Here is a 23,264-nt window from a genome sequence, read left to right as displayed (position 1 = left end):
CCAGGACCCTGGTCCGCGCTGTCACCAGTGGTTTCTGCCGCTGGTGGAGGCGGAGGGGTGGTCCTGCGCCGGGCCCGTGACGGGCCCGGCGGCTGTGGCGAAGCTCTCTCAGTCGTTGCCGTTGCCGGCCGACGGAGTCGTCTTCTGGATCTGAAGCAGGAACTCGCCGTTCGACTTGGTCTGCTTCATCTTGTCGAGCAGCAGCTCGATCGCCTGCTGCTGGTCGAGCGCGTGCAGCACCCGACGCAGCTTCCAGGTGACGGCGAGCTCGTCGCTGCCGAGCAGGATCTCTTCCTTACGGGTGCCGGACGCGTCGACGTCCACCGCCGGGAAGATGCGCTTGTCGGCGAGCTTCCGGTCGAGCTTGAGCTCCGCGTTGCCGGTGCCCTTGAACTCCTCGAAGATCACCTCGTCCATCCGCGAGCCGGTGTCGACCAGCGCGGTGGCCAGGATGGTCAGCGAACCGCCGTCCTCGATGTTGCGCGCGGCACCGAAGAAGCGCTTCGGCGGGTACAGCGCGGTCGAGTCGACACCACCGGACAGGATGCGTCCGGAGGCCGGGGCCGCCAGGTTGTAGGCACGGCCCAGGCGGGTGATCGAGTCCAGCAGGACGACCACGTCGTGACCCAGCTCGACGAGGCGCTTGGCGCGCTCGATGGCCAGCTCGGCGACGGTGGTGTGGTCCTCCGCGGGGCGGTCGAAGGTCGAGGAGATGACCTCGCCCTTCACCGACCGCTGCATGTCGGTGACCTCTTCCGGACGCTCGTCGACCAGGACGACCATCAGGTGGCACTCGGGGTTGTTGTGCGTGATCGCGTTGGCGATCGCCTGCATGATCATGGTCTTGCCGGTCTTCGGCGGGGCCACGATCAGACCGCGCTGGCCCTTGCCGATCGGCGCGACGAGGTCGATGATCCGGGTCGTCAGCACGCCCGGGTCGGTCTCCAGACGGAGCCGGTCCTGCGGGTAGAGCGGCGTCAGCTTGTTGAACTCGGGGCGGCCGCGCCCGGATTCGGGCGCCATGCCGTTCTGCGAGTCCAGGCGGACGAGCGCGTTGAACTTCTCGCGGCGCTCGCCGTCCTTGGGCTGACGGACCGCACCGGTGACGTGGTCACCCTTGCGCAGGCCGTTCTTGCGGACCTGGGCGAGGGAGACGTACACGTCGTTCGGGCCGGGCAGGTAGCCGGAGGTCCGGATGAACGCGTAGTTGTCGAGGATGTCCAGGATGCCCGCGACGGGGATCAGGACGTCGTCCTCGGAGACCTGCGGCTCGCCGGCCTGGAAGTCGTCACGGCCACGGCGGCCACGGCGGTCGCGGTAGCGGCCGCGGCGTCCGCGACGGCCACCCGCCTCGTCGTCGAAGTCGTCCTGGGGACCGGTGCTCTGCTGGCCGCCCTGGCGCTGCTGGCGCTGGCCGCCCTGCTGCTGGTCGTCGCCCTTGCCCCGGCGGTCACGCTGACGCTCACGGCGCTCGCCGCGGTCCCCGCGCTCGCCCCGGTCGCCACGCTCGGCGCGGTCGCCCCGCTGGCGGTCACGACGGCCTTCGGCGGTGTCCACGGCGGCGTCGGCCTTGGCCTCGGGGCGCTCGTCGGTCTTGACGTCGGTCTTGACGTCGACGGCGGTGTCCCCGCGGGCCTCGGTGCGGGTCTCCGGGCTGCCCGCCTGCGCAGTGGCGCGACGGCGGCGGCGCTCACCGGCCGGCTGGTCGTCTCCCGCGGAGCCTGCGGCCTGGGCGATGCCCCCGGCCGGCTGCCCCGGGATGTCGATCTGCTGCTGGGCGACAGCCTTCTCGGGCTTGTCGGCCTTCTCCGCCTTCTCGGCGGCGGGGGCAGCGGCCTCGTCACCCGTACGGGTCTTGGACGTGGCGCGGCGCTTGGGCTTGGCAGGGGCCTCACCGGCGCCCGCCTCGGCGCTCTTCGCCGGGGAGGTCCCTCCGGCCTGCGCCTCCTTGATGACCTCGATCAGCTGGCTCTTGCGCATACGCGCGGTGCCCCTGATGCCGAGGCCGGACGCGACCTGCTGCAGCTCGGCCAGGACCATGCCCTCGAGGCCGGTGCCGGAGCGGCGGCGCCGTGAGGTGGTGCCCGAGGCAGCACCTGCGGCGGGCGCGGCGTTGTCGACGTTGTTGTCGGCAGTCACGCCCATCAGATCGGTGGTGTCGCTCACGAAGGGTCCTTCCCTGGAGCGGACGTCGGCCTTCTGGCTCGGCGACCGGTTGTGCTGTCCGGCTGCGGTCCTGGGTGTGGTCCGTGCCGGAGCGGTGGTCCCGCCGGAGAATTGACGGCGGAGAGAGATACATGCATACGTGCAAGGCCCGGCCCGAGGTCCCCCTGCTCGGCCCACTCCTGAACAAAGCGAGGGGTGTCGTGCCGGTTCCGGAGCGTGCTCGAAACTGCTCAGGCAGGCTGCTCAGGCAGTTTGGGGAGGCTCCCGGAAGAATGGTGGTCCCGATGAGGGACGCAAAGCGCCGCGTCGTAGGACGACGGCCGCTGACTTGAGGTTAACACTACCGGCTCCAACAAACATTCCCCCTCTCTCTCACCGGCAATCGTGTGGCAATCGTGTGTCCCTAGGGAGCGAGCGGCAGCACGCTCGCACCCGCGGCGTCGAAGGCGAGCCGGTTGGCCGCCCATCCTTCGCCCGCCAGCCGTGCGACCTTGTCGGCCGCACTGTCCTCGGCCAGCGCGAGCACCGTGGGGCCCGCGCCGGAGATGACTGCGGGGACGCCGTCGGCGCGCAGTCGGTTCACCAGATCGACGCTCTGCGGCATCGCCGGGGCCCGGTACTCCTGGTGGAGACGGTCCTCCGTGGCGGGGAGCAGCAGCTCAGGACGCCTGGTCAGGGCCTCGACGAGGAGGGCGGCCCGGCCGGCGTTCGCGGCGGCGTCGACATGCGGGACGGTGCGCGGGAGAAGCCCGCGGGCCGTCTCCGTGAGCACCGGCTTGGACGGAACGAAAACCACCGGAACGACGGAATCGGCGGGATCCATCCTGATCGCGCGCGCCGCTCCCGATTCGGTCCAGGCGAGGGTGAAACCGCCGAGGAGACAGGCGGCGACATTGTCCGGGTGGCCCTCGATCTCGGTGGCGAGCTCGAGCAGCGCCACGTCGTCGAGCTTCGCGTCGCCCCCTATCGTCACGGCGCGGGCGGCGACGATGCCGGCGCAGATCGCGGCCGAGGAGGAGCCGAGACCGCGGCCGTGCGGGATGCGGTTGGCGCAGACGACCTCGAGGCCGCGCGGCTGACCGCCGAGCAGGTCGAAGGCCGTGCGCAGGGCCCGTACCAGCAGGTGGTTCTCGTCCCGGGGCAGGGTCGACGCGCCCTCACCGGCGATGTCGATGTGCAGACCGGAGTCCGCGACCCGGACGACCACGTCGTCGTACAGACCGAGCGACAGCCCGAGGGCATCGAAGCCCGGACCGAGATTGGCGCTGGTTGCGGGGACGCGCACCCGGACGGCGGCGGCGCGGAACGCTGGACCGGCCATCGCTCGACGACTCTCCTTGGTTCTGAACTGCGGGATGTACACGAATGGTTCGAGAGGCAGGAATACCCGTGGGCCTCGGCGGTGGAAACACCGCGACGGCAACGACACCGCGCATATGCGGCGGGCCGGGTTCGGGTACAGCCTATCGAAGGAAGGTTCACCTGCGACATAGGGCGCACAGGAGGCGCACGATGCGTGTCGCGGGCCTCCTGTGCCTCTACGTGTGACGTTGTCCGGCTTGCCATACTTTCCAGTAGGGCAACTGGACGGGCGCAAGCGGTCCTCCGGCCGGATCAGGGCCGCGAGCCGCCCCGTTCACGCCAGATACCGCGGGCCGGGCGGCTACGCGAGCCCGAGGCGTTCCGCCGCCGCGGCCGCGTCGACCGGGACGGTGACCGGCTGGGGCGCTCCGGCGACCGCCCAGTCGGGGTCCTTCAGACCGTTGCCGGTGACCGTGCACACGATCTTCTGGCCCGGGTCGACCTTGCCCTGCTCGGCGGCCTTCAGCAGACCGGCCACGGACGCGGCCGACGCCGGCTCGACGAAGACACCCTCCTGCGACGCCAACAGGCGGTAGGCGCGCAGGATCTCACGGTCCGTCACCTCGTCGATGAAGCCGCCCGACTCGTCGCGCGCGGCGATCGCCTGCGTCCAGGACGCGGGGTTGCCGATCCGGATCGCGGTGGCGATCGTCGACGGGTCCTTCACGACCTCGCCCCGCACGATCGGCGCGGAACCCGAAGCCTGGAAACCCCACATTCGAGGGGTGTGTCCGGCCATCGCGTCCGCGGCGTACTCCTTGTACCCCTTCCAGTACGCCGTGATGTTGCCGGCGTTGCCGACGGGCAGCACATGGATGTCGGGGGCGTCGCCGAGCGCGTCGACGATCTCGAAGGAAGCGGTCTTCTGGCCCTCGATCCGGTACGGGTTGACCGAATTGACCAGCGCCACGGGGTAGTTCTCCGAGAGGCTGCGGGCCAGGTTCAGGCAGTCGTCGAAGTTGCCGTCGACCTGGAGGATCTTCGACCCGTACACCAGGGCCTGGCCCATCTTGCCGAGGGCGATCTTGCCCTGCGGCACGAGGACCGCGCAGACCATCCCGGCACGCACCGCGTACGCGGCGGCGGAGGCGGAGGTGTTGCCGGTGGAGGCGCAGATGACGGCCTGCGCGCCCTCCTCCTTGGCCCGGGTGATGGCCATCGTCATACCGCGGTCCTTGAAGGACCCGGTGGGGTTGGCGCCCTCGACCTTGAGGTGCACCTCGCAGCCCGTGCGCTCGGAGAGGACCTGCGCCGGGACGAGCGGCGTACCACCCTCACGGAGCGTGACGACCGGCGTCGTGTCCGTGACCGGAAGACGGTCCCGGTACTCCTCGATGATGCCGCGCCACTGGTGGGTGCCGTTGGTGGTCATGGGTCCCTTACTCCCCTTCAACACGCATGATGCTGGCGACACCGCGCACGGTGTCGAGCTTGCGCAGCGCCTCGACGGTCCCGGAAAGGGCGGCGTCGGGCGCGCGGTGGGTGACGACGACGAGGGACGCCTCGCCGTCCTTGCCCTGCTGGCGCACCGTATCGATGGATACGCCGTGCTCGGCGAAGACCGTCGCGACCTGGGCGAGAACGCCCGGCTTGTCGGCCACGTCGAGGCTGATGTGGTAGCGCGTCACCACGTCGCCCATGGGGCTCACGGGCAGCTGGGTGTACGCCGACTCGCCGGGCCCCGTTGCCTCGGCGAGCTTGTTGCGGCACACGGCGACGAGGTCGCCGAGCACGGCGGACGCGGTGGGCGAGCCGCCGGCGCCGGGGCCGTAGAACATCAGCTGCCCGGCGGCCTCGGCCTCGACGAAGACGGCGTTGTACGCCTCGCGGACCGACGCCAGCGGGTGGCTGAGCGGGATCATCGCGGGGTGCACGCGGGCCGTCACCGACTGCCCGTCCGCCGCCCGCTCGCAAATCGCGAGGAGCTTGACGGTGCAGCCCATGCGGCGGGCGGAGGCCATGTCGGCGGCGGTGACCTCGGTGAGGCCCTCGCGGTAGACGTCGTCGAGCCGTACCCGGGTGTGGAAGGCGATGCCGGCGAGGATGGCGGCCTTGGCGGCCGCGTCGAAGCCCTCGACATCGGCGGTCGGGTCGGCCTCGGCGTATCCGAGGGCCGTCGCCTCGTCCAGCGCCTCCGAGTACCCCGCCCCCGAACTGTCCATCTTGTCGAGGATGAAGTTGGTCGTGCCGTTGACGATGCCGAGGACGCGGTTGACCTTGTCACCGGCGAGGGACTCGCGCAGCGGCCTGATCAGCGGGATCGCGCCGGCGACGGCGGCCTCGAAGTACAGGTCGCGGCCGTGCTGCTCGGCTGCGGCGTACAGCGTCGCGCCGTCCTCGGCGAGCAGCGCCTTGTTGGCGGAGACCACGGAGGCGCCGTGCTCGAACGCGGTGGTGATGAGGGTGCGGGCCGGCTCGATGCCGCCGATGACCTCGATGACGACGTCGATGTCGCCGCGTTTGACGAGCGCGGTCGCGTCCGTGGTGATGAGCGCCGGGTCGATGCCCTCGCGCACCTTGGACGGCCGGCGCACGGCGACCCCGGCGAGCTCCACCGGGGCGCCGATGCGCGCGGCGAGGTCGTCGGCGTGCGTCGTCATGATGCGCGCCACCTCTGAGCCGACCACTCCACAGCCCAGCAGCGCCACCTTCAGCGGACGCGTACGCATCATCCGACCTCGCTTCTCATTACTTCTCGGGTGTGGACCAGTCTCACCCACCGAACCGGAGTTTCTGTCCTCCGTCCGGCATGCGAGACATCTATCTCAACTATCCGACATCGAGACGCAGGAGATCTTCCTCCGTCTCACGCCGGACGATCACCCGCGCCTCGCCGTCCGCGACGGCGACGACGGGCGGGCGAAGTGCGTGGTTGTAGTTGCTGGCCATGGAACGGCAGTACGCGCCGGTGGCCGGCACGGCGATCAGATCGCCGGGGGCGAGGTCGGCCGGCAGGAACGCGTCCTTGACCACGATGTCGCCGCTCTCACAGTGCTTGCCGACGACCCGGCTGAGCATGGGAACGGCTTCGGAGGTACGCGACACCAGGGCGACGCTGTACTCGGCGTCGTACAGCGCGGTACGGATGTTGTCCGACATGCCGCCGTCGACGCTGACGTACGTACGCAGTCCCTCGAGCGGCTTGACGGTGCCGACCTCGTACAGGGTGAAGGCGGTGGGCCCGACGATCGCCCGGCCCGGCTCGACGGAGATGCGGGGCGACCGCAGCCCGGCGGCCTCACACTCGCGGGTGACGATCTCGGTCAGGGACTTCGCGATCTCGTGCGGCTCACGCGGATCGTCGTCGGAGGTGTACGCGATACCGAGGCCGCCGCCGAGGTCGATCTCGGGCAGCTCGACGCCGTGCTCGTCCCGCACCTCGGCGAGCAGCTGCACGACCCGGCGGGCGGACACCTCGAAGCCGGCCATGTCGAAGATCTGCGAACCGATGTGGGAATGGATGCCGATCAGCTCGAGCCCGTCCAGCCTCAGCGCCCTCCGCACGGCCTCCGCGGCCTGACCGCCTGCCAGCGCGATGCCGAACTTCTGGTCCTCGTGGGCCGTGGCGATGAACTCGTGCGTGTGGGCCTCGACGCCGACGGTCACCCGGATCTGCACCCGCTGCCGCTTCCCCATGCTCTGGGCGATGTGCGCGACCCGGGCGATCTCCTGGAACGAGTCGAGCACGATCCGCCCGACGCCGGCGCTCACCGCGCGCTCGATCTCCTCCACCGACTTGTTGTTGCCGTGGAAGGCGATGCGCTCCGCGGGCATCCCGGCGGCCAGCGCCGTCGCCAGCTCGCCGCCCGAGCACACGTCGAGGTTGAGCCCCTCCTCCTTCAGCCACCTGACGACCGCCCGGGACAGGAACGCCTTGCCCGCGTAGAACACGTCCGCGTCCTTGCCGAAGGCGGCGGCCCATGCGCGGCAGCGGGCACGGAAGTCGGCCTCGTCGAGGAAGTAGGCCGGGGTCCCGAACTCCTCCGCCAGCCTGGTCACTTCGATCCCTCCGACGGTCACGACACCGTCGGCGTTACGGGTGACGGTGTCGGCCCACACCTTCGGGTCGAGGGCGTTCAGATCGGCGGGCGGGGCGGTGTAGTGCCCCTCGGGGAGGACATCGGCATGACGGGGACCGGCGGGGTGTGCGGATCGGCTCATCGGAATCTGATCTCTCTCACGTCTCACAGATGGTCGGGCGCGCTGATACCGAGCAGGGACAGGCCACCGGCGAGCACCGTCCCGGCGGCTTCGGCAAGGGCCAGCCGGGAACGGTGGGCGGCCGAGGGTTTCTCGTCCCCGACGGGCAGCACGCTGTGCCGGCCGCTGCTCTGGAAGGAGAGGAGAGCGTCGGCGGTGACTTCCAGATGCCGGGCAAGCCGATCGGGCGCCCTGAGCCGGGCGGCGTCCGCGAGGACGCCGGGGTGATCGCCGATGGCGGCGGTGAGAACGGGGGCGTCGACATGCTCTTCCGGGCTGCCGGCGAACCCGAGCTGCGCGGCGTTACGGGTGAGGGCGCGGGCCCTGGCGTGGGCATAGCGCACGCGGAAGAGGGGGTTGCGCTCGTGCTGGAGGAGGAGGGGGTGGGGGGTGTGGTGGGGGCCGGGGGTGGGGGTGGGGCGGTCCGGGGTGGACGCGTCGGCGGGGGTGGACCCGTCGCCCGGGATGGGGCGGTCGGTCAGGGGCCGGTCGTGCGCCGCGGCGGCGAGCAGGCCCCAGCGGGTGGCGTCCACGCCGAGGCGCCGCAGCAGCGTGGCCGCGTCGTCGGCGGCGGGAACGGGCGCGACGTCGGCGGCGGGAACGGGCGCGACGTCGGTGGCGGGAATGGGCGCGACGTCCGTAGGCAGCCGGCCCCGCGCGTGCTCAGCCTCGATGCGTACGCCGAGGTCGGCCCAGACCGGGTCGGCGGCGCCCTCGCAGAAGGTCCGGCTCACGGTGCCCTGCGAGAGCAGGATCCGGCGCAGGGTGTCGGCCGTGACGGCGGCCCGTACGTCGGCACGGTAGGTGGGCTGCTCGACGCGCCCTGACAGGTCGGTCCAGCCGTACTTCTCGCCGCGCTCCAGGACGTCCCGTACGAGCCGCTGCTGGATGTCCGGCTCGAGGGTGATGTTGAGGAAGCCGGGCCCGGTGATGTCGACGGCGGCGATGCCGGGGGCGGCGGCGATGCGGTGCCCCAGCTCCGCGGCCACTTCGGCGGCCGGGCGTCCGGCCTGCCGGGCCAGCCGCAGCGCGATCCCTGTGGCGTAGTCCCCGCGCCCGCCGGGGCGGGGCCGCTCGACCTTGACGTCCCCAGGGGCGTCGACGCGCAACGCGCCGTCCTCCACGGCACGGCACACGGCGTGCCGCACGGTACGGGAGAGCTCAGCGGGGGTCACGGGACAAGCGTATGGGAGGAGGGGGGGCACTCCGCGAACCGGTTTCGCGATGCGGGCACTGTGGTGGCGGGCGCGGGCGTGGTGGCCCGCGGTCCGTCGACGACCGCCGACGGCCAGGGCGTGCTGCCGTCGCGGGTGCGGAGGTGTGGTCGGTGGTCGCGCGCACGAAGGTTCACGGGGCGGTCTTGGGCGCCACCGGTCTCCGGCACGCCGTGGTCCCGGGTGCCGCCGGTGACAGGCACGCCCTGATCCCGGGCCCGCCGGTGACCGGCACGCCGGGGTCCCGGGCCCGGTCAGCCTCTGGCGCTCTCCGCCCGCCCTGCTTCGTGCCTGCCGTCGGCGGACGGCGGGCCACCCTCCCCGGACTCGCGGGAATCCCGAGTTCCCCTGGGGCCCCTGGGCTCCCGGTGCATCAACTGCCGCACGACCCGCACGAGCTCGGCCGGCTCGAAGGGCTTGGCGAGGAAGGCGTCGACCCCGGCGGCGACACCGCAGTCGACCTCGTACTGCGTGCACGCGCTGATGATCGCGAGGGGGATGTGCCGGGTGCGCGGGTCGTCCCGCAGCAGGGCGGCGGTCCGCAGGCCGTCGAGCCTGGGCATGACGACGTCCAGCGTGATGACGTCCGGCTGCACCTGATGCACCACATCCAGACACTCGGCACCATCGGCCGCGGTCACGACCTCGAAGCTCTCCAGCTCGAGGTTGACCCTGATCAGCTGCCGAATCACCCGGTTGTCATCGACAACGAGCACTCGGCCGGACACGCCGGACACAACTCGAGAGTAGGTCCGCGGACAGGGCTGCGTCCGGGTTTTGCCCACTTCCGACCCGTGCGGGGGAAGGGCGGGAAGGAGGGCGACGGGTGGCCGGTTGATCGTGTACGGGCCGGGCGACCCCATGCGGCAGGTCGGTAGGCGGCTCGGATCGGGCCTGCGGAGGGTGCCGGGTTCGCTGCCCCGGCCGCCGGTCCGGGGCTAGTGAGACCTGTTCCGCGGGTGCTCGGAAACCTGTCCCTCGGGACCCGAAATACCTGTTCACGATGACCCTTCGGGAGCTGGTAGGGTTCTACCCGTCGCCACGCAGCAGCGCGGCGCACGCCCCCGTAGCTCAGGGGATAGAGCAACGGCCTCCGGAGCCGTGTGCGCAGGTTCGAATCCTGCCGGGGGCACCCTGTATGAGGTGCCCAAAGACCCCGTCACCAGCGGAAACGCTGAGGCCGGGGTCTTCGCGTATGTGCAGGCGGGTGCCGCTCGGAGCGGGCGTATGTCGGGGGCTGTGGACGAGGCGTGGACGGGATCTTGGGACGTAAGCGCAGGTCATGCCCGGGAAAAGCGAAGGCCCCCGGACAGGTCCAGGGGCCTTGGGGCCTGCCGCCGCGAGCGTGTCACTCGGACCAACAGAACCTCGACATGGAAGTCCCTCAGCCAGAGGCTGTGGCGATGATGCGGTCCATCTCCTCCCGGCCGAAGGCTCGCAGGGTCGTGCTACGGACGTTGCCCAACGCGCTGACCTGCAGGAGCACGGCGGTGGCCGTCTCGTCGTCTGGCGCCTCTACGACAGCCACGAGGTCGTACGGGCCGACGGTCCAGAAGAGGTTCAGGACCTTAGCCCCGAGCTTCTGTGCCGCTGCCGTGAAGGCTTCAGCGCGTTGCGGGGTGTCCTTGTAGCCCCGGACCCCCTGGTCGGTCCAGTTCAGCAGCGCAACAAACGTCGGCATGATCCTTTACCCCTGAAAGTAGACGCAACAAGTCGTGGTCAACTCTGGGCACCATGCGCGTAATGCGCATGCGCGGCGTATCTGAACGAGTGATAAAAGCCGGCCTGACTTCATGGCCCGGCCCGACAAACACCCCGGAGCCACCAGCGCGGAATTCCTGAGGACAGGAACGCCCCTCTTGGCCAAGGCATGGCGATGCGCCCGGAACAAGTCCGGGGGGCATCGGAGCTACCGTCGTCTGCAATCACTCGTACTCGCGCAACAGATCCTCAATACGCCGGTTGGCGACGTCTTGCCGTCCATCGAGGCACTTCGCGTAGCGGCTCAGCAGGACCTCGACGCTGTTGCCAGCGCGCTCGGCAACCTCGGTGGGGTCAACACCCGCGTTGAGCCACGTCGAGAGCGCCGAGTGCCGAAGGTCGTACGGCCGACTCGCGAGCGGCGAGGCCGCGACGGCCGGCGGAAGCGCGAGGAGCCGGGCCTCCTGCCACACGCGGTAGTAGGTCGAGGACGGGACGACCGAGCCCTTCTCACTGAAGAACAGCCGCCCGTCGTCCGCCGTGCCGAAGGTGGCCAGGTGCTCACGGAGCACGGCAACGAGGTGGGGCGGGATGGGCACTCGCCTGACGTCCTCGGTCGGCCGGTTCTTCAGCCCGCGGTCGTCATGGGTCTCCCCCGAGTCGGTCCACTGCTTGCCGACGGACGGACGGGTCCGGTGGAGCAGCGCCGAGCCCCAGCCCTGCGCGGGAAGGTTCAGGTCCGTCTCGACGAGGCCGACCGCTTCCGCCGGCCGGAGACCGCCGAAGTACATGGCAGCGAACAGACCCACGAGGCGACGACCACGGGCGCGCCGGTATCCGCCCACGTAGGAAACCGCCGCCAGGAGGTTCCGTGCTTGCTCCGGGTTGGCGACAACCCGCGGGTCGACCTGGTTGGACACCTTCGGCTTCTGCCAGCGGACAGCCGTGATCGGGTTCTCCCGCAGCTCCCCCAGGTCGACGGCGTAATTCGCGGCAATGACGAGCGTCCGACGCTTACGCCGCACGGTCTCCGCCGCTGCCGCCGTACCGTCGAGCTTGAGCTTCAGCGAGTCGAGGACCGCGCGAGCCATGGCGGGCTCAGCGAGATCGGCGAGCGGTCGGGACGCCTTGGAAACCCAGTGAAGAACGTTCTGCACGTCGTCCGGCACTTCCCGATCATCAGGCCCCGGTAGGACGAAGGCCCAGTTGCGCAGCGCTTTGCGGATTGCTTCGTCAGACGGCCGGCCGGCACGCTCGTCGAGAAGCTGCATCGTCACGCTGGTTAGGGATTCGTTGATGCCGTCTCGCGTATTGGGGGCGGCATGGGGCCACTTCATGGCGAGGTACCTGAGAGCGAAGGCGTACCACGACACGGCCGACTTCTTCTCTTCCATCGAGGCCGGAAGACCCGATTCCGTGTCGAACTCCTCGCCGTCGCGCATCGCGCACATGAGCTTCGTGCGGTAGTGGTCGGCAAGCGCCTTGGTCCGGAAGGACTCCGAGAACACATTGCCTGCGACTGACCAGCGGACCCCGTACGAGGGCGTTTTGGTGTCCCGCTTGCGGACTCCCCAGACCTTCACATTGAGAGACTTCACGCCGCCTCCTCCAGCTGTCGCAGCCATGTGTTGAAGTCACTCCGCCAAACCCGCAGCTCTCCGTTGGGCAGCTTGAATGCGGCCGGCCCGTACCCCAGTTCTCGCCAGCGGTAAAACGTCCGACGGGAGACACCGCCCAGCTCATCCAGGACTTGGCGGACGGTCATCAGCTCGTCGCGACGGGCGTCCATGTCGGTTCTCCTTCCGTTCCGGGGGCGGGTTCGAGGGAAGCGGCCAGCCATTGCTCACCGGTGCTGAGGCCGGTTCCGGCGAAGACCCAGTGGGCGAGGACGAGCGTGGTTTCGCCGTCCTGGGGAGCGGCCATGGCGGCTTGGGCGCGGCGCCATTCGGCGCGGGCGTCACGGAGGGCGCCGAGAGTGGTGGAGTAGCGGCGGGACTTGGTGGAGAAGTGGCCACGGAAGCCGAGCATGTGGGCCCAGGCGCGCAGGCGGAGGTGTTCGAGGTCCTTGCGTGCGCCGAGGGTCCAGGCCGTCCGGATCATGCGCCGCGCGTGGTCGGTGATCTGTGCCTGTGCCAGTTCGGCGAGGAAGCGGATCGGCCGGTCCAGGGTGCCGGTCGCTGTCTCGGCGCCTTTGGTGGCGTACTTAGCGATGTACGCGGCGACGGCCCGTTCGGTCAGCTCTTGGCCGCCGTCGAAGTCGGCGGAGCGGATGGTGCGTACGTCGAGTTGACGGCCGAAGGTGAAGGTGTGGGCTCGGCCGCCGACATCGGGTCCGTTGACGCGGGTGGCGGTGGCGGCGGCATGGATGGCGTCGGTCAGCAGTTCGGCGGAGGCCCAGGCGGGAGGGGCCGTGTCGCCGCCCTCCGGGCCGTCCAGGCGGATGACCGCGTGGAAGTGGACGGCGCCCCGCTTCTGGTACTCGGCGACCTTGGCGAAGGACACGCGTGCGTGATGCCGAAACGCGCGTTGGGTGAGTCCGGCGCGCTTGGCGATCTCACGGCGCAGGTAGATCGAGAAGCGCCGCCAGAGGGCTCCGGCGTGGGCGTTCCAGAGCACGGCCGCTTCGTAGTCGTATGCGTCCGGATCGAGGGGCGTACCGAGGGCCGGGGCTGTCTCGTCGTGCCGGGCACCGCAGCGGCAGGGCCGGCCGCTGGAGGGGCGGTTGTGGACCGGGCCGAAGCTCGGTGCGGTGAGGGTGGCGAAGACGCGCGGGTGCGTGCCGACCTGTTCGGCGGTGCCCTTGCCGCCGCGGAGTCCCGCGGTGATCAGGTGGAAGGTGTCTCGGCGGTAGACCTCCGCGCAGGCCGCGCAGCGGGTGGCGCGACGGTTGTTGCAGCGGACGAGGAGACTTCCGGCGGGCAGGGAGGACGAATCGAGGTGGTGGAGGACGCGCCCGATCTCTCCGGTCGTCCGGTCAACCGCGTACTCGGTGCGGTGGCCGTCGAGGCGCACAGGGTTCGTGCAGCCGCCCAGGCCGGAAAGTTGGCGGGCCAGCTCGGGCATGGTGCCAAGGGAGGCCAGCATGGAGAGTTCCGCCAGCGGGGGCGGAGTCTGCCGGGTGATGATGGGTCTTCCTTTCGGCTGTTTCGGCGGTTGGGAGGTACGGCCCCGGGGCGGCGGGATGCTTGGCGGCGTTTGCCGCCCCGGCGGCCGGTCAGCGCCTGTTGGCGCCAGTGACGAGGGAGCGCAGGACCACGGCGGCGATGGCCACGGACACGGCCGAGACGGCGACCGCCGCCAGGAGCGCGGTGAGGACGACGCCGACCACGACCACGGCGGCCACCGCACCGGCGCCGACCCCGACGAACGGGGCGACCGAGCGGCCGGCGGAGGGAGCCGGGGCATGGTCCTGCGGGATGTGGGTGGTGATGCTCGGGACGTGCGGGGTGTCGGGCAGCTTGGGGCGGAACATCGCGGGACTCCTTGTCGGTCGGGTGTCATTCGTTGGTGCCGTTGACGACGTCGACCCCCGTGCGAGTGCCGGACTCGATGGCCGGGGCGAGGATGGTGTGCGAGAGCCAGAAGCCGAACAGCGCGATCACGACGGCGACCCAGAGGCGGACGCCGAGGAACTTGATCGCGGCCCAGGCGATGACGCCCAAGACGAAGACGAGCGGCAGCGAGACGGTCACGGAAACTCCTCAGCGGACGCGGCAGCGGTGAGTGCGCGCGGCCAGCTCGGCGGCGGCGCGACTGTCGTAGTCGGTGGCGAAGCCGCACCGCGGAGCCGTGCAGGCGGCGGTGTGCTTCTCGCGGCCCCGGCCGTCGTAGTACGTAGCGACCTGGACGGGGCCGATGCGGACGACGCGGCGGAAACGGCGGTTGGCTGACATCAGGGCATCTCCTTGTCGGTCTCGCCGGTGAAGTCGGTGACGTGGTCGGCCAGCCAGCGCAAGATCTCGTCGCCCTCGTAGCTGTCGGCGGCGAGGATCACCGGTTCGGCGATCAGCACGGCTTCGGTCAGGCGGTTCTGTCGGGTCAGCTCGGCGGCGCGCTTCAGCGCGCGGAGCGTGGACGGGCGCAAGGGAGAAGGTCCTCCGGGTCAGGTGAGTTGGGTGGTGATGGCTTCGGCGAGCGGCATGGGCACACCGAGCCGGGCGCGAAGGGTCGAGGTGTCGATGTCGGTCCCGGTCCGTGCGCGGTGTTCGTCGGCGACCTTGCGGGCGAGGGTGACGAGCGCGGGCGGTACCGGGGATGCAGGCGGCGGCGCCGACTCCAGTGCGGGGGCCGGCAGTTCGGGCGCAGCCGTGGGCGGCTCGATGTCTGTGGCGGTCGGTTCCGGCGCCTGTGCCGTCGAAGGTGGTTCCGGTGCCGTCGCCGGGTCTGCGCCTGGATGCGCTGCTCCGTGAGCGAGCAGCGTGCCGCCGAGGAAGGCGACCGCGGGCCATCCGGCGACGAGGATGCGGAGCCAGGCCGGTACGTCCTCCAGGTCGAGCAGACCGGCGGTGGCGACGTTGGCGCCGAGCGACGCCGTCAGCGCGACGACGAACCAGCACCACCCGGCCGTCTTCGACTCACCGGAGCGCAGACGCCGCCAGGCCGCCACCAACAGCAGGTCGACAGAGACCGGATAGGCCCACGCCTTCCAGCCGTCCTGTCCGGCAGCGAGCGCAAGGTCATGCAGGTGAGCGAAGGACAGCGCGGCGGCGATCACCGCTTGAACGAGCACAGCGTCCACACGGACGGGCAGGGCACGCACGGCCACTCCTTCCAGTTCCGGGCATGGGTGGGGTAGGGACTTGGCGCGGGACGGCCGCGCCGACCGTGGGAGCGAGTCGGTTACTCGGTGATCGGCCGAGGAGTGGCCAGGGGACCGGACTCCTTCACCGGCACCGGAGGGGCGCAGGGCCGGAACGGCGCGAGCGCCGGAACGTCCGGGGCGAGGTGCGCCGTCTCGCGGCAGGTGGCCGCAGCGTCGGCGAGGGACAGGTGAGGAGTGCGGATGCGGGACCAGCCGCCGGACGTGTCGCCGACGACGGCGAGGCCGGGCAACTCGGCAGCGATGGCGCAGGAGGCCATAACAGCCTCAGGGGCGATGTCACCGAGCGCCATCTTCGCGGACGCTTCGTCGTTCACCCGATGGCAGACCCGGCCGGTCAGCTGCGCCCGGAGCATGGTCGCTCCCTTGCCCAATTCGGCCCCGAAGCGCTGCCCGCACACCTCCAGATAGATGCCGGCCGCGCGGCCAAGCTGGGCGAGCCGGATGAGCTGGGTGACCATCTCGTCCCGCCGCTCCTCCTCCTTCCTCGTGGCGACGAGGAAGAGTTCTGCCACTTCGTCGACGAACAGCACGATGGGAGCCGGGCGTTCGTCCCCCGGCAGGCCCCAGACGTCCGAGGTGATCAGCTCATCCGGGGTGCCAGGTGCGATGCCCTGCCGCGCTTTGATCAGGTCGTATCGGTCCTCCATTTCCTTGACGAGCACGGGCAGCAGCTCGGCCGCCTGCTCCGGGTCGGTCGCCAGCGCCGAGAGCCGGGGAGCGAACGGCGCCAGCTCCACCCCGCGCTTGCAGTCGATCCCGACCAGGACCACCGGCTGAGCGGCCAGCCCTGCAAGCAGGTTCCGCAGGAACATGGACTTGCCGGACAGCGTGGCGCCGAGGACGAGTTCGTGAGGTACGGCCCGGTAGTCCCGTATGAAGGCGGTCGCGTCCTCCCGCAGAGCCACCGGCACGCGGAGCGGACCGGCGTCAGTCCGACGCGGCATCCGCACCTTCCGCAGGACGTCGAAGCCGACGAGCCGCAGTTCCACGACACCGGGCTTGACGTCCCGCACGTACACGGCGTGAACACCCCACGCGTGCCGCAGCCGTTCGGCCGAGGCCGCCACGTCCGCCGGTTCCTGCCCCGGAGCCAGCCGCAACCGGAGCCGCAGACCGGTCGAGGTGGGCCGGATCATGCCTCGGCGAGGAGGCACAGGCCGAACCTCACGGCGAGTCGTGGCCTTGACGGCCAGGGCCCGCCACCGGGGCGGCTCGACCGTCAGGCCGCACGCGTCCATGGTGGAGGTGTACGAGGCCAGCAGCCGGGCCACCGAGACGGGCAGCCCGACCGTGGACCAGTACGCCGCCGGATGGGCATGCCGGGCGTAGGTCGCGCCGCCTATCGCAGCGAGCGACCCGCCCAGCTCAGCCCACGTCACCAGGTCGGTCACGACGATCAGCCCGCCTGCTCCATCGGGAAGGCGCCGGGAGCAACGGCGGTCGCCCGGTAGGCGATGCCGTGCCGCTGCTGCCCGTTGAACACGCTCTCCCACGGCCGAGCGACGAGCCCCGGCAGCGAGACCGGGGCCCCGACGGTCAGGCCGTCCGTCACACCGCTCTCGGGGACGGTGACCTGGATCAGCGACGACTCACCCTCGTCGATGTAGACGACGCCGACCGTCATCAGCGCCTCACCGCTCACGGCGTCCTTGGCGATCTCACCGGTCTGCCGGTCACGCACTTTCGGCGCCGGCGCTTCGGTGAGCAGGATCGTGGCGGCCGAGGCGTCAATACGAATCACACGCACAGATTTCTCCTCCTGAAGTCGATCAACCTGCCGGCCTGACAAGTTGACTTAGCAAGCTCGAAGCTACGGATGCCAGGTTGACTTGTCAAGTGACTTCGCGGTGGCCGGTGAGCGGCCCTGGAGCCCCGAGCGCACTATGGAGTCAGCAGTAAGGGAGGGCGCGACATGAGCAAGAAGCACCGCGCTCCAGAACCGCAGTCTTGGGACCCTCGCACTCCGCAGTGGGCGGCACCGCCGCCAGGCACATGGCCGGGGCCGCCTCAGGGATCACCCCCAAGTCAGCCCCCGCGCCAGGACAGCACGGCACCGCCGCCGAGGAAGCGGCGCCGAGTCTTCCTGTGGGTCTTTCTCGCCGTGCAGATCCTGTTTTTGATCTGGGTCATTTTGGGCGCCTCGACGGCCAGCGGTACGCCCGAAGGTTGCCGCGGTCTGACGGGAGAGGACCTGAAGCTCTGCGAGGACGCGAGCGACGTCGGAACCACGATCGGGGTGGGCCTGATCGTCGCGTTCTGGGTAGCGGCCGACTTCATCCTGGCGCTTACGTACGCGATCTACCGACTTGCCAGCCGACAACCTCGGGCCTGAGTCGCAGTTACCGGTTCAACCCGTCAGCTGAGTCGATAGGTATCTTCGAGTTCCTGTCGGTCAGCAGGAAGCAGCACGTCAGAGACTTGCAACGCCTGTCCTGACGCGTCGCACGCGATGACCAGGACGCTCAGCACAGGCACGCCGTCCGGCAGGCCCAAGAGACCGGCTTCATCTGTCTCAGGGAGCCGAGCTGAGACCCGTTCCGTGACATGGTCGAAGCGGATCTTCTTCCTCGCTTCCAGGTGCTCACGCACACTGCCGGCCAGGACATCAGCGCTCGCCAGCTCGGTGTCCTCCACCAGGCCGGCGGGGAAGTACGACGAGACCAACTCAACTGCTTCGCCTTCCTCCTCAACGAGGAAGCGGCGCATGAGCACCTTGGCCTTCTTTGGCAAGCCGAGCGCTGAGGCGACCCGTGCCGGGACAACGACTTCAGCGACTTCCACGAGGCGTCCCGAGGCCTGCGACTCATCGCGCTCCAGGGCTTCTCGCCCCCGCCTGTCCTTCTGCTCGACCACTTCGGGCCGGTCCCGGACGATCGTGCCGTACCCCTGTCGGGACTCGAGCCAGCCGTCACGCTTCAGCAGTTCCAGCGCCCGCACGACGGTGGGGCGGGACATCCCGAAGGCCTGCACCAACTGGTTCTCGCTGGGCACCCGAGTGCCAGGCGGGTACGTGCCGTCCTCGATGCGACGTTGGATCGTCCGTGCGAGGCGCACGTACTTCGGTGGCTCCACTTCATACGCCATGAACGCCGCCTGTCGGGATTAGCCAAGTCAACTGGTCAACCAGACTAGCGAATCTTCGATTGTCGGAGTAGAAGCGGAGCGAACTCTTACCTTCCGGGCCAGGCATCGGCCATGACGAAGGAGACGACGGTTCCGCCAAAGCGGCTCGGTGCGGCATGCCACGACTCGGCCAGCGAATCGACCAGGAGCAGTCCACGCCCGTGGGAGTCGTCGGCGTCGGGGTGCCTCAGCCGCACGTTCGCCGGAAAGCCAGGGTTGTGCACGTCGACCCGAAGCGAATCTCCCTCACGGAACCATTCGACCCGGACGAGCCAGGGGTCGTCCGACCGGCCGTAAGCGATGGCGTTGGTCACCAGCTCCGAGATCATCAGCACACAGTCGTCGACGGAGCAGACCGGGTTGTACGGGGCGATGAACTTGCGGAACCAGCGCCGAGCCCGCGGTACGGACTCAGCGACAGGGTGCAAGGTCATCGCACCGAGACGCGGTGACTCCTCAGACGGGTAGCGGTCGATCATGTAGGCCATCAGGTGCTCACTTCCTGCCGCTACCGTCGCAGTCGAGGCAGCGCCGCTTCGATGTGACGCGGGTGCGATCGGCGGCGGTGGCAAGCGCCAGGGTCGTACGCGAGCCGACGCGCTTCCAGCCGCGCCCCCGGCAACCCGGGCAAGGTAACTGCGTGCCCTGATCCGGCCGCTGACTCGTCACACCGCGCCTCCTCCCAGTGAAGTGGCCTTAGCCACTTTCTGGATAGTGGCATTAGCCACTTGCGGGACGCAAGCGATTCGCAGCAACTGGCCCCCTCAGGTGAGGGGGTAGCCCTGCTCGAACGCCCAGCGATGCGGCGGGTAGGTGGCCTCAGCGAACTCCAACGGCCGGTCCTGGAGGTCGAAGACAACGTGGTGCACGATCAGGACGGCGGAGTCGGCCGCAAGTTGCAGGTCCTCGGCCTCTTCCTCCGTGGCCGCACGCGCGCACATGCGATCTTCCGCGTAACTCCCCTGCCGGCCGGTCATGTTCTCGACGTACAGGAGCGTCCCTTCTTGGATCCGCTCTGGCTCCAGAAGCTTCGGCGCCCGTTGACCGACGTCCGGAGCGAACCAAGAGGTGGACAGCGTGATCGGCCCGTCCTGGTTGTTGGTCACCCGCCGCCGGTGCACCGCCCGACGATCCTTGACCAAACCCAGCGCCTCAGCCACGTGATCCGGCGCCTCCAGCCAACCGGCGGAGGTGATCACGGCGTACTCGCCCGGTGTGTAGATCTTCCCGGTCTGCCGAGCGCGCCCGTACAACTCACGTGCCCGCCGGTTGACTTCGAGGCTGCGCACGTACGTGCCCGACCCTTGACGCTTCTCGACGAGCCCTTGATGGCTCAGCGCCTCCAACGAGCGTGCGGCCGTAGGCCGGGACACCTTCCAGTCCGCCGCCAACTGCCGTTCGGACGGCACCTCATCACCTGGTCGCAGGTCACCCCGAAGAATCTGATCACGGATGTAGTGCGCGATCTGGAGATACTTCGGCTGAGCCTCCTCGAGCTGCGGCATCAGTCCTCCTCACCTAAGGCGAGCCCCAGGCGAGTAGTCGGGCACCCCGCTACCGAGCTGAGGCCTGCTTCTCGACACAAGTGGCTATGGCCTCTGGCCACTATAGGGTGAGTGGTCAACCCCCAACCCCGTAGGCTGAAGCCCATGACGCGGTTGATCGTCGCAGCAGGAGGAGGGGGCGACGCAGTCGCCGCCGCAATGATTCACGCCGCCCTCTACGGCGACGAAGACCAGGCGGTGATCCTCACGTACGCGTGGGACCGCCTCCTGATCGACCCGGTTCCGGGCCCCCGAGGACCAGACAACTTCAACGGCCTCCAACCCCTCACACCAGCAGTCTGGGCAGTGTCGGCCGAGGCCCGTCCTATCGCCCCGGCGGGTTCGACACTCCCCCGACTCGCCGCAGAGCTCCGGCACACGTTCGCGCTGATTGATCCGCGCTATGGGGTCGAGGGCGTCACCCGCCAGCTCGAGGAGCTGGTAGACCACTTGTCACCGAAGTCGATCGACCTCCTGGACGTGGGCGGCGATATCCTCGCCCGCGGCGATGAGCCGACGTTGAAGAGCCCGCTTGCCGATGCCGTCACACTGGCCGCGTGCTGCCAGGTGAACGCGCCCGTCCGCCTCTTGGTGGCGGGCCCCGGCCTCGATGGAGAACTCCCTCTTGACGAACTGCGCGGCATGCTCGGCCCGCTCATCCACACCCTCACTGCGAAGGACGTCGAGCCGATCAGCTCGGCCCTGGAGTGGCACCCTTCCGAGGCAACCGGGATGCTCGCAGCGACCGCCCGGGGCGTGCGCGGCACGTGCGAGATGCGAGACGCCGGCCTTCCGGTCCCCCTCACCGACGAAGGACCGGCGGTGCACGAGGTGGACCTGGACGAGGCGTTGACCCGCAACCAGTTGGCCCGCGCCATCCTGACAACAGCCACCCTGGACGAGGCCGAGGCACACAGCCGCGAAATCTGCGGTTACTCGGAGATCGACTACGAACGCAACAAGGCCGCGTGGCTCAAGGACCAGCCAGCGGTACAACTTGACCCGGACGCCGTACTGTCTCAGCTCGGCCACTTCGAAGCCGAGGCCCACAGCCGTGGAGTCACCCACACGACCTTCCGCCGCATCACTGAGGCCTTGAACCTCAACGGCTCCTTCCGCGAGGACCTGCGCCAGCTGCTCATCAACAACCGTCCGAAGCAGTACGACGCTCCCTTGTGGCGCATCACGGCCGCTACTGAGTAACAACCTTCTTCACGGGTTCAAGGCGGCTCGCTCCGCTCGCCGCGCGCGGCCCCGGCTCCAGCGCCGGGCCCCGACGCTCCTGTCTCCGCCCCGCTCCGGGCCCCGGCTCCGCCGGCCGCGCGGCTAGAGCGAGTACACCTGGTGCGGTGGACGGTAGCCCGCTGTGGCTGGGCCCGGTCGGCTCCACGGCTTTAGGCAGCCACCATGGGGCGAGCCTCGAAGATCATGGCCCCAACGTCGTGCTTTAACGGGCAGGTCCACAGACTGCCCGACTCGCCGGAAGCTTACGGGGCCATGATCACTCGCCCCATGGCAGCTCCCGCCCAAAGCCGCTACACCGACCTGCGCTGTACCGCGCGGCAGGACGACAGTCGAGGAGCACACCATGAGCGAAGTCACTCGCGATCAGGCGTTCAGTGCGGGCGATGCCCTGCGGGTGAGCTGACCGTCAGCGAAGGCCCACGTGGCAGACGTCCCAGAGTCCGCAGGCGTGTGACCTGCATCGAGACGTGCAGCGTTGCGCAGACACCACGACACCCGCCACGACCTCGACCCACTCGCTTGTCTGCTATGCGGCGATATCGACGGCAGTACGGATGTGAAAGTCACTCAGTCTGTCTCGGTATCGAGTCGCTCGAGGCAACCGACTCAGGCGCTCTGCTGCTCGCCCACATGCCGAAGTCCTGGCCACCGAGCAGAACGATGAGACACGCCCCTTGAAGTTGCGGCCAAACCCTCGGAAGGAGAGCCTTGAAGTACGCCGCACCTCGCTCAAAACAGGCGCAACAGACTGCCAGCGGTCGCAATTATAGGGGCGAAGCCGTGGTACGCATTGACTCATTCAATGAACTCAGAGATCGCGAGGACACCCAGATCTCTGACGTCCCCGCTGCAACGTTGAAACAGTGGGGCCATTCACCACTTACGGGGCACCAGGTAGCGGAGCGATACCCTACCGTGTGTCATTACACAGGAATCGATTCACTTACCCGGATAAAGCAGAATGGCATCCGACCGAACACGTGGGTCTGCCCCACCGCTTACTCCGCTTGCGCAGCCCCGTACAGTTTGGGTCTGTACGACCCAAAAGATCTCGTCGTTATCATCTCCACAGAGTGGATTCCAGAGCTTTGGGGTCCTGCAACCGCCCCCCCTGGGGTGTTTCCCGAAGTGTGGTCTGGTGGAGGTATGGAATACCAATTGGGTTCCAAGGGGGCACCACTCAGCAGCATCATGCACGTGATCCCGATGGAAACGTGTGGAGATACCGGGAGCGGCAGAATCCCCAAGGGAGCATACGGTGGTCTCATTGTTTGCAAGTGCGGTGCACGCCATTGAGAACAGCGCCAGAACCGTCGCGAACACCCTCGGCTACGGCACCCCTACCCGCGGGTGGGACGGATCACATGTTTGGGAGTTGTTCGCCAGCGACAAAGTGAGTCGCGGCGAGGCATACTGGACAACTCGGGTTGAATTGCGGCCTCTGGAAGATATGCCGCTGGGCACCGAAGAAGACGCGCATGGAGTTTCAATCGTCGTTCGAGCAAAGGCATGGATGCCTGAGGATCGCCGGGCAACATGGGGCAGAATAGTCGACTCCAAACCGTGGCGCATTTCCGATTTCAAGGACTTCCAAGAAGGGGAAATCCAGGAAGCAATTGAGGAGTGGCTTTCTCCGGCATGGCATTCTGCAATGAGCACCGCAAAGGATCAGACTGAAAAAATTTCCGTAGTAGCTGACCAACGAAGAGAAGCTATGGATTCCGGGTGGGATGCCTGATCGGGGAGAAGTAGTCGGCGCTTAGTCCTGCCCCTCGACGGTTCCCCTACGCCCCCTGCAGAGCTGGAGAACGGGCGAAGACACGAGGGGGCCAGCGGAACCTGCGGCCGTGCGGCGAGCGCCGAGCCAGCACCGCGCACGAGGTCCAC

23 protein-coding genes, 1 tRNA gene and 1 pseudogene are annotated in these 23,264 nt (G+C 69.1%); 4 read left to right on the top strand and 21 right to left on the bottom strand.

All coding sequences use genetic code 11. The annotated features are described in order from the left end of the window. Window positions 1–108 precede the first annotated feature (108 nt). The 7 genes from rho to AB0K36_RS18260 form a co-directional block, all read right to left on the bottom strand. Window positions 109–2,166, bottom strand: a complete 2,058-nt coding sequence (rho, locus tag AB0K36_RS18290) for a transcription termination factor Rho (protein WP_364595124.1) — start codon at window positions 2,164–2,166, stop codon at window positions 109–111. Between the two features lie 403 nt (window positions 2,167–2,569). Continuing rightward, on the bottom strand, window positions 2,570–3,487 hold the full coding sequence (gene thrB / locus AB0K36_RS18285) for a homoserine kinase (RefSeq protein WP_037773743.1): 918 nt from the start codon (window positions 3,485–3,487) through the stop codon (window positions 2,570–2,572). Between the two features lie 342 nt (window positions 3,488–3,829). After that, complete coding sequence (gene thrC, locus AB0K36_RS18280) at window positions 3,830–4,900, bottom strand: threonine synthase (RefSeq protein WP_189471051.1); 1,071 nt, start codon at window positions 4,898–4,900, stop codon at window positions 3,830–3,832. A gap of 7 nt (window positions 4,901–4,907) precedes the next feature. Further along, window positions 4,908–6,197, bottom strand: a complete 1,290-nt coding sequence (locus AB0K36_RS18275; RefSeq protein ID WP_037776291.1) for a homoserine dehydrogenase — start codon at window positions 6,195–6,197, stop codon at window positions 4,908–4,910. Between the two features lie 100 nt (window positions 6,198–6,297). Further along, window positions 6,298–7,689: a diaminopimelate decarboxylase gene (gene lysA / locus AB0K36_RS18270; protein ID WP_364595120.1), complete on the bottom strand. Its 1,392-nt coding sequence runs from the start codon at window positions 7,687–7,689 to the stop codon at window positions 6,298–6,300. A 23-nt stretch (window positions 7,690–7,712) separates the two neighbouring features. Then, window positions 7,713–8,903, bottom strand: coding sequence for an ArgS-related anticodon-binding protein NrtL (gene nrtL, locus AB0K36_RS18265; protein WP_364595117.1), 1,191 nt, complete (start codon window positions 8,901–8,903; stop codon window positions 7,713–7,715). A gap of 293 nt (window positions 8,904–9,196) precedes the next feature. Continuing rightward, window positions 9,197–9,727: a response regulator gene (locus AB0K36_RS18260; RefSeq protein WP_364595114.1), complete on the bottom strand. Its 531-nt coding sequence runs from the start codon at window positions 9,725–9,727 to the stop codon at window positions 9,197–9,199. Window positions 9,728–10,002: 275 nt separating this feature from the next. On the opposite strand from AB0K36_RS18260, the gene AB0K36_RS18255 reads away from it, so the two are divergent. Beyond that, window positions 10,003–10,074 (top strand) — tRNA-Arg (locus AB0K36_RS18255). A gap of 252 nt (window positions 10,075–10,326) precedes the next feature. Here the strand turns inward: AB0K36_RS18255 and AB0K36_RS18250 are convergent. From AB0K36_RS18250 to AB0K36_RS18200, 11 genes and pseudogenes are all read right to left on the bottom strand, one after another. Then, window positions 10,327–10,623: a GYD domain-containing protein gene (locus AB0K36_RS18250; protein WP_364595111.1), complete on the bottom strand. Its 297-nt coding sequence runs from the start codon at window positions 10,621–10,623 to the stop codon at window positions 10,327–10,329. 244 nt (window positions 10,624–10,867) lie between these two features. Further along, on the bottom strand, window positions 10,868–12,241 hold the full coding sequence (locus tag AB0K36_RS18245; protein ID WP_364595108.1) for a tyrosine-type recombinase/integrase: 1,374 nt from the start codon (window positions 12,239–12,241) through the stop codon (window positions 10,868–10,870). Next, window positions 12,238–12,432, bottom strand: a complete 195-nt coding sequence (locus AB0K36_RS18240; protein ID WP_030246378.1) for a helix-turn-helix transcriptional regulator — start codon at window positions 12,430–12,432, stop codon at window positions 12,238–12,240. Before AB0K36_RS18240 ends, AB0K36_RS18245 begins: the two co-directional genes overlap by 4 nt. After that, on the bottom strand, window positions 12,408–13,727 hold the full coding sequence (locus AB0K36_RS18235) for a replication initiator (RefSeq protein WP_364595105.1): 1,320 nt from the start codon (window positions 13,725–13,727) through the stop codon (window positions 12,408–12,410). The genes AB0K36_RS18240 and AB0K36_RS18235 overlap by 25 nt, the downstream gene beginning before the upstream one ends. Before the next feature lie 130 nt (window positions 13,728–13,857). Continuing rightward, window positions 13,858–14,130: pseudogene (locus tag AB0K36_RS18230) on the bottom strand (SpdD protein); the annotation flags it as partial. 10 nt (window positions 14,131–14,140) lie between these two features. After that, the gene (locus AB0K36_RS18225) at window positions 14,141–14,335 is read right to left on the bottom strand and encodes a hypothetical protein (protein ID WP_364595102.1); all 195 of its coding nucleotides are present in this window, start codon (window positions 14,333–14,335) and stop codon (window positions 14,141–14,143) included. Window positions 14,336–14,344: 9 nt separating this feature from the next. Next, the gene (locus AB0K36_RS18220; protein ID WP_142159485.1) at window positions 14,345–14,536 is read right to left on the bottom strand and encodes a mobile element transfer protein; all 192 of its coding nucleotides are present in this window, start codon (window positions 14,534–14,536) and stop codon (window positions 14,345–14,347) included. Next, window positions 14,536–14,727 carry an RING finger protein gene (locus tag AB0K36_RS18215; RefSeq protein ID WP_104783024.1) on the bottom strand — a complete coding sequence of 64 codons (192 nt, stop codon included), beginning with the start codon at window positions 14,725–14,727 and terminating at the stop codon, window positions 14,536–14,538. Before AB0K36_RS18215 ends, AB0K36_RS18220 begins: the two co-directional genes overlap by 1 nt. An 18-nt stretch (window positions 14,728–14,745) precedes the next feature. Next, window positions 14,746–15,402, bottom strand: coding sequence for a DUF2637 domain-containing protein (locus AB0K36_RS18210; RefSeq protein ID WP_364595098.1), 657 nt, complete (start codon window positions 15,400–15,402; stop codon window positions 14,746–14,748). A gap of 80 nt (window positions 15,403–15,482) precedes the next feature. Beyond that, complete coding sequence (locus tag AB0K36_RS18205; RefSeq protein WP_364595095.1) at window positions 15,483–16,856, bottom strand: FtsK/SpoIIIE domain-containing protein; 1,374 nt, start codon at window positions 16,854–16,856, stop codon at window positions 15,483–15,485. Between the two features lie 5 nt (window positions 16,857–16,861). After that, window positions 16,862–17,212: an SCO3933 family regulatory protein gene (locus AB0K36_RS18200; protein WP_364595092.1), complete on the bottom strand. Its 351-nt coding sequence runs from the start codon at window positions 17,210–17,212 to the stop codon at window positions 16,862–16,864. Window positions 17,213–17,566: 354 nt separating this feature from the next. On the opposite strand from AB0K36_RS18200, the gene AB0K36_RS18195 reads away from it, so the two are divergent. After that, the gene (locus tag AB0K36_RS18195) at window positions 17,567–17,797 is read left to right on the top strand and encodes a hypothetical protein (protein WP_364595089.1); all 231 of its coding nucleotides are present in this window, start codon (window positions 17,567–17,569) and stop codon (window positions 17,795–17,797) included. Window positions 17,798–17,820: 23 nt separating this feature from the next. Here the strand turns inward: AB0K36_RS18195 and AB0K36_RS18190 are convergent, their stop codons facing one another. The 3 genes from AB0K36_RS18190 to AB0K36_RS18180 all read right to left on the bottom strand — a co-directional run bounded on the left by AB0K36_RS18190 (window position 17,821) and on the right by AB0K36_RS18180 (window position 20,093). Next, on the bottom strand, window positions 17,821–18,549 hold the full coding sequence (locus AB0K36_RS18190) for a GntR family transcriptional regulator (protein WP_364595086.1): 729 nt from the start codon (window positions 18,547–18,549) through the stop codon (window positions 17,821–17,823). Window positions 18,550–18,635: 86 nt separating this feature from the next. Beyond that, window positions 18,636–19,076, bottom strand: coding sequence for an ATP-binding protein (locus AB0K36_RS18185; RefSeq protein ID WP_364595083.1), 441 nt, complete (start codon window positions 19,074–19,076; stop codon window positions 18,636–18,638). 276 nt (window positions 19,077–19,352) lie between these two features. Next, a complete protein-coding gene (locus tag AB0K36_RS18180; protein ID WP_364595080.1) occupies window positions 19,353–20,093 on the bottom strand; it encodes a GntR family transcriptional regulator in 741 nt (246 codons plus the stop codon). Window positions 20,094–20,237: 144 nt separating this feature from the next. On the opposite strand from AB0K36_RS18180, the gene AB0K36_RS18175 reads away from it, so the two are divergent. Together AB0K36_RS18175 and AB0K36_RS18170 are read left to right on the top strand one after the other, a co-directional pair. Further along, on the top strand, window positions 20,238–21,335 hold the full coding sequence (locus tag AB0K36_RS18175; RefSeq protein WP_364595077.1) for a DUF1152 domain-containing protein: 1,098 nt from the start codon (window positions 20,238–20,240) through the stop codon (window positions 21,333–21,335). 1,300 nt (window positions 21,336–22,635) lie between these two features. Further along, entirely contained in the window at window positions 22,636–23,115 is a 480-nt protein-coding gene (locus AB0K36_RS18170) for a hypothetical protein (protein WP_364595074.1), read from the top strand. Window positions 23,116–23,264 lie beyond the last annotated feature (149 nt).

Origin of the sequence: Streptomyces kurssanovii (assembly GCF_040677245.1) — a bacterium.
Classification (GTDB): Bacteria; Actinomycetota; Actinomycetes; order Streptomycetales; family Streptomycetaceae; genus Streptomyces; species Streptomyces kurssanovii.
The sequence above is the reverse complement of the archived record's forward strand: the minus strand, read 5'-3'. Positions and strand labels throughout refer to the sequence as shown.